At 45.9% G+C, this 12,925-nt stretch carries 13 protein-coding genes and 1 pseudogene; 10 read left to right on the forward strand and 4 right to left on the reverse strand.

All coding sequences use genetic code 11. The features are described 5' to 3' along the window. Positions 1–3 precede the first annotated feature (3 nt). The 7 genes and pseudogenes from HJV72_RS14935 to HJV72_RS14965 all read left to right on the forward strand — a co-directional run bounded on the left by HJV72_RS14935 (position 4) and on the right by HJV72_RS14965 (position 5,498). A complete protein-coding gene (locus HJV72_RS14935) occupies positions 4–1,071 on the forward strand; it encodes an NAD(P)H-dependent flavin oxidoreductase (protein ID WP_208072090.1) in 1,068 nt (355 codons plus the stop codon). Between the two features lie 45 nt (positions 1,072–1,116). Further along, entirely contained in the window at positions 1,117–1,590 is a 474-nt protein-coding gene (locus tag HJV72_RS14940) for a MarR family winged helix-turn-helix transcriptional regulator (RefSeq protein WP_208072092.1), read from the forward strand. Continuing rightward, positions 1,532–2,335, forward strand: a complete 804-nt coding sequence (locus HJV72_RS14945) for an HAD family hydrolase (RefSeq protein ID WP_243765660.1) — start codon at positions 1,532–1,534, stop codon at positions 2,333–2,335. The genes HJV72_RS14940 and HJV72_RS14945 overlap by 59 nt, the downstream gene beginning before the upstream one ends. Before the next feature lie 170 nt (positions 2,336–2,505). After that, entirely contained in the window at positions 2,506–3,234 is a 729-nt protein-coding gene (locus tag HJV72_RS14950; RefSeq protein ID WP_208072094.1) for an NAD-dependent protein deacylase, read from the forward strand. A 200-nt stretch (positions 3,235–3,434) separates the two neighbouring features. After that, positions 3,435–4,218, forward strand: a pseudogene (locus HJV72_RS20370) (reverse transcriptase domain-containing protein); the annotation flags it as partial. 198 nt (positions 4,219–4,416) lie between these two features. Continuing rightward, positions 4,417–5,040 carry a recombinase family protein gene (locus HJV72_RS14960; protein ID WP_208072096.1) on the forward strand — a complete coding sequence of 208 codons (624 nt, stop codon included), beginning with the start codon at positions 4,417–4,419 and terminating at the stop codon, positions 5,038–5,040. Between the two features lie 200 nt (positions 5,041–5,240). Further along, positions 5,241–5,498: a hypothetical protein gene (locus HJV72_RS14965; RefSeq protein WP_208072097.1), complete on the forward strand. Its 258-nt coding sequence runs from the start codon at positions 5,241–5,243 to the stop codon at positions 5,496–5,498. Positions 5,499–5,572: 74 nt separating this feature from the next. Here HJV72_RS14965 and HJV72_RS14970 read toward each other — a convergent pair whose 3' ends face one another. From HJV72_RS14970 to hydE, 4 genes are all read right to left on the reverse strand, one after another. Beyond that, positions 5,573–6,172: a putative ABC transporter permease gene (locus HJV72_RS14970; RefSeq protein WP_208072099.1), complete on the reverse strand. Its 600-nt coding sequence runs from the start codon at positions 6,170–6,172 to the stop codon at positions 5,573–5,575. Positions 6,173–6,378: 206 nt separating this feature from the next. Beyond that, the gene (gene hydF / locus HJV72_RS14975; protein ID WP_208072101.1) at positions 6,379–7,593 is read right to left on the reverse strand and encodes a [FeFe] hydrogenase H-cluster maturation GTPase HydF; all 1,215 of its coding nucleotides are present in this window, start codon (positions 7,591–7,593) and stop codon (positions 6,379–6,381) included. Positions 7,594–7,693: 100 nt separating this feature from the next. After that, a complete protein-coding gene (gene hydG, locus HJV72_RS14980; RefSeq protein WP_208072103.1) occupies positions 7,694–9,115 on the reverse strand; it encodes a [FeFe] hydrogenase H-cluster radical SAM maturase HydG in 1,422 nt (473 codons plus the stop codon). A 36-nt stretch (positions 9,116–9,151) separates the two neighbouring features. Then, positions 9,152–10,192: a [FeFe] hydrogenase H-cluster radical SAM maturase HydE gene (hydE, locus tag HJV72_RS14985; protein WP_208072105.1), complete on the reverse strand. Its 1,041-nt coding sequence runs from the start codon at positions 10,190–10,192 to the stop codon at positions 9,152–9,154. Positions 10,193–10,520: 328 nt separating this feature from the next. Here hydE and HJV72_RS14990 point away from each other — a divergent pair, with 328 nt between their 5' ends. The 3 genes from HJV72_RS14990 (at position 10,521) to HJV72_RS15000 (ending at position 12,881) form a co-directional block, all read left to right on the forward strand. Next, complete coding sequence (locus HJV72_RS14990) at positions 10,521–11,015, forward strand: DNA-deoxyinosine glycosylase (RefSeq protein ID WP_208072108.1); 495 nt, start codon at positions 10,521–10,523, stop codon at positions 11,013–11,015. A gap of 18 nt (positions 11,016–11,033) precedes the next feature. Continuing rightward, positions 11,034–11,837: a protein-ADP-ribose hydrolase gene (locus tag HJV72_RS14995; protein ID WP_208072111.1), complete on the forward strand. Its 804-nt coding sequence runs from the start codon at positions 11,034–11,036 to the stop codon at positions 11,835–11,837. 99 nt (positions 11,838–11,936) lie between these two features. Further along, positions 11,937–12,881 carry an AEC family transporter gene (locus HJV72_RS15000; protein WP_208072113.1) on the forward strand — a complete coding sequence of 315 codons (945 nt, stop codon included), beginning with the start codon at positions 11,937–11,939 and terminating at the stop codon, positions 12,879–12,881. The last annotated feature ends 44 nt before the right edge of the window (positions 12,882–12,925 follow it).

Here is a 12,925-nt window from a genome sequence, read left to right on the forward strand (position 1 = left end):
AGGATGAAAACAGCACCGTTGGTAATGGGTAATATCAGAGCAGAGGTACCGGTCATACAGGGGGGCATGGGCGTTGGAATCAGCCTGGGCGGCCTGGCCGGGGCTGTGGCTCGTGAGGGCGGTATAGGGATTATCTCTGCCGCCCAGATTGGTTATAGAGAACCCGATTTTGACAGGAATGCTCTGGAAGCAAACCTGCGGGCAATCCCCAAGGAGTATGATAAGGCCAGAGAGGCTGCGCCCCATGGAGTAATCGGGTTCAACATCATGGTGGCGATGCGCCATTATGAGGCATACGTACGTGCCGCGATAGAGGCGGGGGCGGACTTGATTATCTCAGGAGCGGGCCTTCCCACAGAGCTTCCGAAGATTGCGGGAGATTCAGAGGTTAAGCTGGCACCTATCGTCTCCACGGATAAATCTGCCCAGGTAATTTTAAAATACTGGGACAGGAAATATAAACGTGTCCCCGACCTGCTCGTTATTGAAGGTCCAAAGGCCGGAGGACATCTCGGGTTTACGAGGGAGCAGCTGGAGCTGTTCGGAGGGGATTCTTATGATGCCGAGATTCTGAGGATTATGGACACGGTAAAGGGATATGAAGACAGATATGACCAGAAGATACCTGTCGCCCTGGCAGGTGGGATAGAGACTTCCGACCAGGCTGCACACGCATTTTCCCTTGGAGCAGACGCCATCCAGGTAGCCAGCAGATTCGTTACCACAGAAGAGTGTGACGCGGACGTCCGTTACAAAGAAGCGTACTTAAGAGCTGGAAAAGAAGATGTCGTTATTGTTAAAAGCCCGGTCGGTATGCCGGGGAGAGCAATTAGAAATGCATTTATGGAGCGGGTGCTGTCAGGGGAGCGGATACCTCACAGCCCATGCCATGGCTGCCTTCACAAATGCAGCCCGGATGAGATTCCGTATTGTATTACGGACGCTCTTATCCATGCGGCCAGGGGAGAAGTGGAAGACGCGCTTCTGTTCTGCGGAGCCAATGCATATAAAGCAGACCGGATAGAAACCGTAAAAGAAGTTATTGATTCTCTTCTGCCTGAGAGGGTATAATGGTAGACAGGTAAATGTTGATGGTATTCAAAGAGGGAGCGTAAGATGGAAAACGCTTATAAGACAATTAACCATATACTGGTGAACTTGATCAATGAGATATGGGAGCTTGAGGAAAAGGCAATTATTACAGAGGAGTTCAAAGACCTGACGAATAATGACATGCATGTGATAGAGGCGGTCGGCCTCGGGGACGGTAATAATATGTCTGCGATAGCCCGAAGGCTTGGCATCACCGTAGGCTCTCTCACCACTGCCATGAACAGCCTTGTAAATAAAAAGTACGTGGAGCGCAGGAGAAGCGAGGAAGACAGACGGGTCGTGTATGTGAAGCTGACGGATAAGGGGGTAAGCGCATACAGGCACCACGAAGACTACCACCGCCAGATGACGCAGGCTATACTGGATAAGCTCAGCGAAGATGAGATTCCGGTACTTGTCAAGACGCTGGACGCTCTTGATGAATTCTTCTGCGGCTACAGCCAGCGCCGTGACAGCGGGGACGGCAGCAGTAGCTAAGGAAACAGAGAAAAGAAAGCAAAGTAAAGAAAGCAGAGCAAAGAATGCAGAGTACAGAAGGCGGGAGAGGCGGATGGTAAAAGGCGTAATATTTGATATGGATGGTACGATGTTCGATACGGAACATCTGTCTACCGTGACATGGCGGATGGCCGGGGAGAAGCTGAATCTGGATATCGATGACCGGCTTATTGAAAGTTTCAGGGGCGGGAACCCGGCGCAGATAAGAAGATTATTTTCCGAAGCACTTGGTCCGGATGTGGACTATGAATATGTGAAGGAAGTAAAGCATGACTTTTTTGAAATGCTTACGAAGAGAGACGGCATACCTATTAAAAAAGGGCTGTTTGAATTGATGGACTATCTGAAGGAAGAGCAGATTCCGATGGCGGTTGCCACATCCACCGCTCATGATAGGGCTGTGGATATCATCAGACGTGCAGGGGCTTATGAGTACCTTTCTGCGTGCATCTGCGGAGATGCGGTGGAAAAGAGCAAGCCGGAGCCGGACATTTTCTGGAAAGCGGCGGAAGAGCTTGGATGCCGCCCTTGCGAATGCCTTGTGCTGGAGGACAGTACTGCAGGAGTCCTGGCAGGCAAGGCGGCAGGGGGATATATCATATATATTCCGGATGAAACAGATATACCGGAAGAAGTCCTGGACGGGATAACAGCCCGGATGGGCAGCCTGCTCGAAGTGATTGACTGGATAAAGTCAACGAACGCAGAGATAAGCAGCCGATAGAAGATAATAGAACCATGCTGTATTTATAGGATTACAGCATGGTTTTTTTGCGCTATAATAGAATTACAGTGTAATTGAATCAGGCAAACTAGATTGTAAGCGAAAGAAGGGATATGCAGGCAGACTAGTACGAGTTCAATATTTATGGATAACGGACAGGAGGTAATACCATGGACGAGGATGTGAGGAGACTTCAGGAGATTATCGATGAGAGCAGCCGCATCGTATTTTTCGGAGGCGCGGGGGTCTCTACAGAGAGCAGTATTCCGGATTTCAGAAGCGCGGATGGACTTTACAGGCAGAAGTACAAGTATTCACCGGAACAGATAGTGAGCCACAGCTTCTTTACGAGGAATACAGAGGATTTCTATGAGTTTTATAAGGAGAAGATGATGTTTCTGGATGCAGAGCCGAATCCGGCCCATAAGAAGCTGGCGGAACTGGAGGAGGCCGGAAAGCTGGAGGCAATCGTGACACAGAATATTGACGGACTGCATCAGGCCGCAGGAAGCAGGAATGTACTGGAACTCCACGGCAGTATCCACAGAAACAATTGCCAGGCTTGTGGAAAGTTCTATGAGGCGGCATATGTCAAGCAGGCAGACGGCATCCCAAGGTGCGGGTGCGGCGGGCTCATCAAGCCGGATGTGGTACTTTACGAGGAAAGTCTGGATGCGGGGGTCATATCAAAAAGCATTAAGGCAATCTGCGAGGCGGATACTCTTATTATCGGCGGCACGTCGCTCATCGTGTATCCGGCAGCCGGATTTATCGACTATTTCAGAGGCAGTCACCTTGTGGTGATTAACAAAAGTGCTACGGCGAAGGAAGTGGGCGCGGATCTGACAATTGCCGCACCTATCGGTGAAGTGCTAGGACAGATAGCTGTACACAGATAAAAAACATATTGACATGGATTAAAATTTCGGAGCGCCTGAGGCGCTCCGCTTTTTGGTTTGCGCGCCGTGGGCGCGCTCTAGAGGGAGCAATAAAGTCTGATAACTACCACATTTGTAGAAGCAGAGTAAATGCGGCGGATAGATGGAGAGAAAGAGCGTGCACCTTAAGCGTGGAGGTCTCACAGCGGTTTCATTTGCATTGGATAGTTGACATTGATTTGGAAAAGTTCTTTGACACAGTAAACCATGACAAACTGATGACCCTTATAGGAAGAACAATCAAAGATGGAGAAGTTATTTCAATCATCAGAAAGTTCTTAGTCAGTGGAATTATGGTAGATGATGAATACAAGGAATCAGTGATAGGCACACCACAAGGTGTAAGTCTCTCGCCACTTCTGGCAAACATCATGCTAAATGAACTGGACAAGGAGATGGAACAAAGAGGACTGAACGTTGTCAGATATGCGGACGACTGTATTATCATGGTCGGTAGTGAAATGTCGGCAAGGCGAGTGATGAGAAATCTCACGAAGTTTATTGAGGTAAATCTAGGGTTTAAAGTAAATGTGACAAAGAGCAAGGTAGACAGACCAAGCGGACTAAATACCTTGGATTTGGATTTTATTTTGACAGTAAGGCACATCAGTATAAATAAAGAAACTTAATGAACTAACCAGAGGGTGGATAAATTATTTTAAAATCGGTAGTATGAAAAGCATATGTAGAGATATGGATGGACGTATAAGATATCGAATACGTATGTGTGTCTGGAAATATTGGAAAACACCTCAAAACAGAGCGCAAAATCTGATAAAACCTGGAGTTCCAAGATGGGCAGCATGGAGAACTACATACGCAAAAGGTTATGCAAGAGTATGTAGAGCATCAGATGTGAGCCCAGCTATAACAAACAAGAGATTAGCTTCATTTGGACTAATCTCAATGTTAGACTACTATACCGAAAGGTGTGGTGCTTGTTAAGTTGATTGAACCGCCGTGTACCGAACGGTACGCACGGTGGTGTGAGAGGGAGGCTAACCAAGTAATGGCTAGCCTCCTACTCGATTATTATAATATCATTCTGTCAAAACAACTGTTTTATATCATAACATATGGTAATATTTGGAAATATATAATACTCTCATTTACGATATTATATACGGAGAAGGAGAGATCAGAATGGATAAAATATGCTATGGTTATGTCAGGGTATCGAGCAAGGAACAGAACATCGGGCGTCAGATTGCAGCGTTGGAAAAAGTATCAGTGCCGGAAGAAAACATATACATAGACAAGCAGTCGGGAAAAGATTTCGATCGGCCCAATTATCAGAATATGATGAACAAGCTGCATGCAGGAGATGTTGTGTTCGTGAAGTCAATTGACCGATTGGGGAGAAATTATGATGAGATTATAGAACAATGGAGGCTCCTGACGAAAACAAAGGATGTTGATATTGTCGTCATAGATTTTCCGCTGCTGGATACGAGGAACCAGGTAAACGGACTTACCGGTAAGTTTATCGCAGATATCGTACTACAGATACTGTCGTATGTGGCCCAGATAGAACGTGAGAATATACGGCAGAGGCAGGCGGAAGGAATTGCGGTTGCCAAGTCGAGGGGCGTTGCTTTCGGCCGGCCTGCAAAAGAGATACCGGAGGAGTTTCCTCACGTGTTCGAACTGTGGAGACAGGGCAAGATTAGTATGCGCAGGGCAGGGAAGATCATGGGGACGAACCATACGACAGTTTCAAAATGGATTAAGCTCTATATAGAAGAGAATGATATACATGGACGATAAATTGGTATAAAAATGGATAGAAATGTAGACATAAATTTCCATATAATAACAACAAAGTTCAAAGCGTTTTAACACAAATCCTACTTAATTAAAGCGATTACATAAAATAATAGTATCATTGATGGATAAAAATGTCTGATTTTGTAGCCATATTTCTTTGAGGGGATGTAGTCGGATAAGGCGCAGGAAGGGAATAGAAGATGAAAAAGAATACGAGGGAAGAGCTGCTGGCGGTGATAGCGTCCAAAGCGGGATGTGTCTATTTGTCAGATGTCATTCTGCCTATATATAGTGATAAAGTATTGGGAGCAATAGAGTCAATAGATGAAAACGAATACGAACTAAAAGAATGGCAGGAGACAGTTGAATATATTATCGGAAATAAATCAATACATATAAAAGACTGTAAAGAGGCAAAAGAATACTTAATCCACAAATTGTGGAAAAGTAGATTATAAAAGGGACAGGGCAAACATTGGCCGGGGACGGAGGTTTTCTAAAAAACCTCCGTCCCCGGCCAATGTTTGCCTGATTATGAAGTTATACCGAATCCCATGTTAGGTGCTATGAACATGTGCACTAGGTCGCCCAGAAATACAGCGGTCAAAAATACACACACGATGAATTTAGACCTCGATGAAAACTTCTGCAGCAGGTTGTCCATTTTAGGAGCGATGATATATATAAAGAAAAGACCGCCGATACCAAATATCACAAGACCTTCCACACAAACCCTGCCGTTGATGTTAAGAAACATATCGCTGTAATCCCACCATCTGGCACCAAATATAGTTTCCAACATAAGGCTTGTTACATATTCAATCACTCCACATAATCCCATGATCATGCAAAGAAGCTGCGTAGGATGGTTTCTCCAGCTCTTAAGAACAACCAGTATCAAGACGCCGCCCATACCATATATTGGAAGCCATGGACCAGTCATAACGCCCCGGTTTATAATCATGCCATCTTCAATGATATGTAAAAATACCTCCCAAATCCAGCCGATTCCAGAGAATGCGAAAAACATAAGAATTAAAGAATCAACAGAATACGTACGTTCATAGTTTAATTCAGTAAATGGACTGAGCGATAAAACAGTGCTTTCAATTTTCTTTGCCATTGTCTTCATATCAAAATCCCCCCTAGGAAAAGATAATGTTTTAATTTGATATGAATATTGTAACGAAAAGAAATAAAGATGTATTGTAGCATTTCTGAAGAATTTATAAAGAATTTTACGGCAAGATTTAGAAGTTCTGAAGAAATTGGGGACAAATTAGGGACGGAGGTTTTTTAATTTTCCTCCGTCCCTAATTAAAAATAGGGTGTCCCTTTTTATAATTCTGGGAATATTTCTATGCTCCGCTCTAGTATACCATTCATATGTGCTATGGCAATTCCGTAGTTCGTTATTGGTAATCGTGCATCTTCTGCACATTTCAGTCGGTATTTCATTTCACGTTCGTTTAAGGTACAGCCACCGCAGTGGATAACCAGCTTATATGTGGATAAGTCAATTGGGAATTCGGTGCCGCTTGTAAACTCAAAGTTGATATTTTTCCCTGTGTAATTTTGAATCAGTCGGGGCAGCTTTACGGTGCCAATATCGTCGCACTGTCTGTGATGTGTACATCCTTCAGCGATAAGGACTGTATCACCATCCTCCAGTGTGCCTAAAGTCCTGGCGCCGTCTACTACTGTTCTTAAACTGCCTTTATATCTTGCAAACAAGATTGAAAACGAGGTGAGTGGAATATCATCCGGTGTTTCTTTTGATACTTTTCCAAATACCTGACTGTCTGTAATTACCATAGCCGGCTTTTTCCCAAGAGATGAAAGGGTGTGGGATAATTCATTTTCTTTTATGACAATGGCAGCAGCATCAGCTTCCAGGATATCGCGTATGGTCTGCTGCTGAGGTAGTATGAGGCGTCCCTTTGGCGCCGCCTTATCAATTGGAACAACTAGTATGATGAAGTCTGAAGGCTCGATAAGGTCGCCTACAATTCTTAATTTAGGGTCATCTGCAGGGACAAGTGTAGCGATAAGTTCTTTTAACTCAAATATATTACTCATATCAGAGGCGCTCACCCACATAAAATAATCCTCTGGGGCCAGCCCAAGTGAGGGGGCATCCGTAAACTGTCCTGGCAGAGCGATGTCTGCCTTATTCAAAACGACGATGGAAGGTATTCCTTTTTCTTTTATACGATTTAAAATGGCATGGTCTTCTTTGGTCATTCCGACAGTTCCATCGACCACAAGTATTGCAATATCTGTTTTATTCAATACCTGATAGGCTTTTTGTATTCTGAGAGCGCCCAGATCGCCTTCGTCGTCAAGTCCAGGTGTGTCAATCATAACGACGGGGCCGAGTGGGAGAAGCTCCATTGCCTTGAGAACAGGGTCGGTTGTCGTACCTTTTACATCTGATACGATTGCCAGGTTCTGCCCGGTAAGAGCATTGATAATACTGGATTTGCCAGCATTGCGCTTTCCGAAGATACCAATATGGATACGTTCGGAAGAAGGGGTACTGTTTAAGCTCATATATTATTCCTTTCCATAAGGGACATAGTGAATTGAAAAAGGGACAGGGATATTTTAATTGGGGACGGGGTTTTTTTAGAAAACCTCCGTCCCCAAATATTTAGAACCGGAAGTCTCGCCGGTTGTTTTCGCGTATGAGGCGAAGGTTCTCGAGTACGACCTGCCGTGCTTTTTCATTTGGAACGTTTAAGACTTCTTTATCTATCAATTTGTCTCCGATGGCTTTCGTTTCAGGTGATGCGTAATCCATCAGATATTCTTCCAGCGTCATCAAGGCGTTTGGATGGCAGCAGTTCTGTATCTGCCCACTCTTGCACAGAGACATAAAGCGGTCGCCTGTACGGCCTTCGCGATAACAGGCGGTACAGAAGCTTGGCAGATAGTCCATCTCCATAAGCCAGCGTACGACTTCATCGAGGGTACGGTTGTCAATGACGTCGAACTGTTCGGATTTCTCGTCTTCTGGCTCTGGTTCGCAGTAGCCGCCTACGCTTGTCCTGGAACCTCCGCTGATTTGCGAGATACCGAGATGGAGCACTCTTTCACGCGTTTTCTGGCTTTCACGTGTGGAGATAATCATACCGGTATAAGGTACAGCGATTCGTATACAGGCAACTATTTTTGCAAAGGTGTCGTCATCAATGCCGTTTGTAAATGCATCGGCATCGATATCGTCTGCATTTCTCAGGCGTGGTACGCTGATTGTATGCGGGCCGACTCCGAACGCAGCTTCCAGATGCTCAGCGTGCATGAGTAGTCCGGCAAATTCATACCGGAATTTGTCGAGGCCGAACAATACGCCGACGCCCACATCATCAATACCGCCTTCCATCGCACGGTCCATGGCTTCCGTATGATAGTTGTAATCATGCTTTGGACCGGTTGGATGAAGCTGCAGATAACTTTCCTTGTGATATGTTTCCTGGAAGAGGATGTAGGTGCCGATTCCTGCTTCTTTTAACAGCCTGTAGTTATCAACCGTGGTAGCGGCGATATTGATATTTACCCTTCGTATTGCGCCATTTTTATGTTTGATGCTGTAAATGGTGTTGATACAGTCGAGATAATACTCCATCGTGTTGCGTACAGGGTCTTCTCCGGCCTCTAAGGCAAGCCGCTTATGCCCCATGTCCTGCAGGGCGATGACTTCTTTGCGGATTTCTTCCTGTGTGAGCTTCTTGCGGGCAATATGCTTATTCTTCATGTGGTATGGACAATATGTACAGCCGTTGATGCAGTAGTTGGAAAGATAGAGCGGGGCAAACAGAACAATCCGATTTCCATAAAAATCCTTTTTAATCTGTTCTGCCAGACGGAAGATTTTTTCGTTCATATCCGCATCTTCACATGCGAGCAGAACAGAAGCTTCGCGGTGAGTCAGCCCCTTTCTAAGCTTTGCCTTCTCAATAAGTGACTCGATTAATGCATGGTTGTTTTTGTTCTCATCGGCATAGGCCAGTGTTTCCTGGATTTCCTCGTGATTGATGAAATCATCCGCATGTTTTGAATTTACATCATACATAGTACATTACCTCCATTATTTTATAAGATTTATAAGTTATATATTCAGTGAGTCACCACGAGTGGTAACTACGTGATATCCGATTGATTCCATACGGCGCTCCAGGCAGTTCCTGCACTCCGCAGCTTCATCGCCGGTACAGATCTTATTGTCATAGAGCGCATAATCTTTCCGGACAGTCGTAGGAGACAGATTCGGCATGACAACATTTGCGCCGGCCTGGATTCCAAGTTCCCGCCCTTTTGGATGAATCGTTCCAAGTGCTGTCGTGGCGGGGAGAAGCACCTTGGGAATCATGAGCCTCAGTAGACCGAGCATAAATAATGTAAGCTCCAGCGTGCCGGAAGACTGTCCGGCAAATGGCGTGTCACGGTGGGAAATGAATGGGCCGATGCCAACCATCTGCGGATCTAAATCCTTTATAAACAGCATATCCTCTGCAAGATGCCCGGCAGTCTGGTAAGGCGAGCCAACCATGAAGCCGGTTCCCACCTGGTAACCAATCTTTTTCAGGTTCCACAGGCAATCCTGACGATCTGCCGCTTTCAACAGAGGCGGATGCAGCTTTGCGTAGTGCTCTGCATCGTATGTTTCATGACGGAGAAGATAACGGTCTGCACCAGCGTCATGGAGAGCCTTATAACTGTCATAGCTGCGCTCCCCGACAGATAAAGTAATAGCACAGTCTGGCCAGCCTGTCTTTATAGCGGATATGATGCCGCACAGCCTGGAGTCGTCATAACCGGCATCTTCCCCACCTTGAAGTACGAAAGTGCGAAACCCCAGGCTATAACCTGTTTCGCAGCAGGAGAGTATCTCCTCCTTGGACAGCCGGTATCGGGACACCTTCAGGTTACTTTTACGAATACCGCAGTAAAGGCAGTCATTTCTGCAGTAATTGGTAAATTCAATCAGTCCCCGGACATACACGTCATGTCCGTAATACTTGTGGCGTACGCTGCGCGCCTGCTGGAACAGATACTCAGCGAGTTCTGGCGACCGACCTTCGATTAATACGGTCCATTCGTATTTGGATAAAGCCTTATTTTCCTGTAGCTTGTCGATGAGCTCTCTCATATATCACCTCTGGATAAATATCGTAGGAAATAAAAAAAATCTGCACCTATAGGCGCAGACCTTCGTCAGAGAATAGTATCTCCTTGTTATATCGAACTTTTCTGTGCGCCTTTTCACTCAGGATATACCTTTGTGATTAGTACGTTTGTATGAATTATAGCATAATGAGTATGTTTACTCAACAAAAGTTTAAGATTTCACGAATTTACACCGTGCTGTTTGACGAGCCAAGCGTGATGCTGTATAGTATGAATGATTGGCGTCGATTGGCAGCTATTAACCTTGTGTTCCTCTGCCAGCTGACCTTGTACAGACAGGAGGTAGGAAGATGCAGCAGGAATATATTACTCATAATTTTCAGCCCATTTACAATGAGCAATCCCGTATATTGATGCTTGGCACAATGCCATCCCCTAAATCCAGGGAAGTCGGCTTCTATTATGGACATCCAAGGAACCGGTTCTGGAAAGTGCTCCCAGATGTATGCGGGGCCCCGCAGCCGCAGACGAAAGAGGAAAAGACAGCATTTGCCCTGAAATATAAGATTGCAGTGTGGGATGTGCTGGCGGGCTGCGACATAAAAGGCGCGGATGACAGCAGCATCCGCAACCCTGTGGCAAACGATTTGGACATCATATTGAAACATGCTCCGATACAGGCAGTTTTTACGACAGGCACGAAGGCGGCACAGCTGTATAAGCGGTACTGCATGCCGAAGACAGGAATCGAGGCGGTTGCGCTGCCGTCTACAAGCCCGGCAAACTGCAGGATGTCCTACGAAGAACTGTACGAGGCATATTCGGTCATAAAGCAATATATATAGGAAGATAAGAGGTGGCTTATGAACAGAGAAGGCAAGATAGAGTATTTAATTGAACAGCTTCTCGCGGAAAATACGGGCTATGCGTCTATTCCAAAACCTGTTGACATGCAGGAGAAGAGAAGGCTCCTAAGAAGCTTGATGAACGTCCGGTTTCCAGGGCCGGTACCTCCAGAGGTTATAAAAGTACAGGATGAACTGCTGCAGGAGGAATTGGAAGAAAAAGGGGTCGTAGATGTCAGGAAGCTACCGGTAATCGGAGACGAATATCCATGTACTGAGATAAAAAATGCAGACCGGATCATCCTCTGGCAAGGTGACATCACCAGGCTCAGGGCAGATGCAATAGTCAATGCGGCTAACGCTCAGATGATGGGATGCTTCGTCCCGTGCCATGGATGTATCGATAATGCTATCCACTCAGCGGCAGGACTACAGCTGCGCAACGAATGTGCACAGATAATAGAGGAGCAGGGACACGAAGAGCCAGCCGGAAAGGCAAAGCTGACGGGCGGATATAACCTGCCTGCCAGCCATGTCATACATACGGTAGGACCGATAGTTGGGGGAAAGGTAACAGATCAGCAGATAGAACAGCTGAAGTCTTGCTACAAAAGCTGCCTGAAGCTGGCAGAAAGACACAATCTGAAATCTATCGCATTCTGCTGCATCTCGACAGGAGAATTCCATTTTCCAAATAAGCTGGCAGCAGAAACTGCTATCCACGTGATTGATAAATACTTATCCACATCCAATGTGGAACGAGTGGTGATAAATGTGTATAAAAACGAAGATTACAATATATACAAAAAATTATTTCTCTAAAGAGGGACACGGCAAAACGTAGTTGGGGACGGAGGAAAATTAAAAAACCTCCGTCCCCAACTAAATCCTGGGTGTCCCCAGCCTGGTCAGGGAGGTACCATGGATAATTTGATTTTTAGTTTAAATGCGACAGTTCCTATTTTTATATTGATGCTTCTGGGGCTGCTGCTCAAATATATCGGATGGATTGATGACATTTTTGCAGAGAAAATGAACCGGTTTGTATTTCTTGTCCCACTTCCGGTACTTGTGTTTCATGACCTTGCTACGGTGGATTTCAGCCAGGTCTGGGATACGAGGTTTGTTCTGTTTTGTCTTCTGGCAACTGTCGCCAGCATAGCCATATCTGCAGCTGTCTCATTTTTGTGGAAGGATAGAACGATTCAAGGAGAATTTATACAGTCATCCTATCGAAGCAGTGCGGCACTTCTGGGAATAGCGTTTATTCAGAATATATACGGTACGGCAGGGATGGCGCCGCTCATGATTATTGGAAGCGTGCCGCTATATAATGTTATGGCAGTTGCTATGCTGTCTGTTTTTTGCCCGGGACGTGAGAAGCTGAGCAGCAAGGTGGTAAGGATGACACTGCGGGGGATTGTTACAAATCCAATCATCATCGGTATTGCAGCAGGTCTGTTATGGTCTGCACTTAAGATTCCGATGCCTCATATCGTAGAAAAAACGGTTACAAGCATCTCGGGAATGGCAACGCCCATGGGACTGATGGCGATGGGGGCCTCTTTTGATGTCCACAGGGCCTTCGCAAAAGCCAGGCCGGCCCTTACTGCCGCCGTGTTAAAATTGGTGGGGTTCTGCGCTTTATTTTTGCCGGTGGCCATTCAGATGGGCTTCCGGGAGGAGAAGCTGGTCGCAATACTTGTCATGCTTGGGTCTGCAACGACGGTAAGCTGCTTCGTGATGGCAAAGAATATGGGACACGATGGAATATTGTCATCAAGCGTTATCATGCTGACAACGTTTTTCAGCGCATTTTCCCTTACCGGCTGGCTATATATTCTGAAGTCATGGGGGATGCTCTGAGACGGGGGTAGACGTGGTAGAAAGGTCTTTTATATCTGGATTAC

It is taken from the genome of Extibacter sp. GGCC_0201, from assembly GCF_017566055.1.
Taxonomy (GTDB): domain Bacteria; phylum Bacillota; class Clostridia; order Lachnospirales; family Lachnospiraceae; genus Extibacter.

Bases quoted from the DNA above. Each gene is read 5' to 3' on its own strand.
- HJV72_RS14935 (WP_208072090.1), top strand. From the start codon at position 4: ATGAAAACAGCACCGTTGGTAATGGGTAATATCAGAGCAGAGGTACCG.
- HJV72_RS14940 (WP_208072092.1), top strand. From the start codon at position 1,117: ATGGAAAACGCTTATAAGACAATTAACCATATACTGGTGAACTTGATC.
- HJV72_RS14945 (WP_243765660.1), top strand. From the start codon at position 1,532: ATGAATTCTTCTGCGGCTACAGCCAGCGCCGTGACAGCGGGGACGGCA.
- HJV72_RS14950 (WP_208072094.1), top strand. From the start codon at position 2,506: ATGGACGAGGATGTGAGGAGACTTCAGGAGATTATCGATGAGAGCAGC.
- HJV72_RS14960 (WP_208072096.1), top strand. From the start codon at position 4,417: ATGGATAAAATATGCTATGGTTATGTCAGGGTATCGAGCAAGGAACAG.
- HJV72_RS14965 (WP_208072097.1), top strand. From the start codon at position 5,241: ATGAAAAAGAATACGAGGGAAGAGCTGCTGGCGGTGATAGCGTCCAAA.
- HJV72_RS14970 (WP_208072099.1), bottom strand. From the start codon at position 6,172: ATGAAGACAATGGCAAAGAAAATTGAAAGCACTGTTTTATCGCTCAGT.
- hydF (WP_208072101.1), bottom strand. From the start codon at position 7,593: ATGAGCTTAAACAGTACCCCTTCTTCCGAACGTATCCATATTGGTATC.
- hydG (WP_208072103.1), bottom strand. From the start codon at position 9,115: ATGTATGATGTAAATTCAAAACATGCGGATGATTTCATCAATCACGAG.
- hydE (WP_208072105.1), bottom strand. From the start codon at position 10,192: ATGAGAGAGCTCATCGACAAGCTACAGGAAAATAAGGCTTTATCCAAA.
- HJV72_RS14990 (WP_208072108.1), top strand. From the start codon at position 10,521: ATGCAGCAGGAATATATTACTCATAATTTTCAGCCCATTTACAATGAG.
- HJV72_RS14995 (WP_208072111.1), top strand. From the start codon at position 11,034: ATGAACAGAGAAGGCAAGATAGAGTATTTAATTGAACAGCTTCTCGCG.
- HJV72_RS15000 (WP_208072113.1), top strand. From the start codon at position 11,937: ATGGATAATTTGATTTTTAGTTTAAATGCGACAGTTCCTATTTTTATA.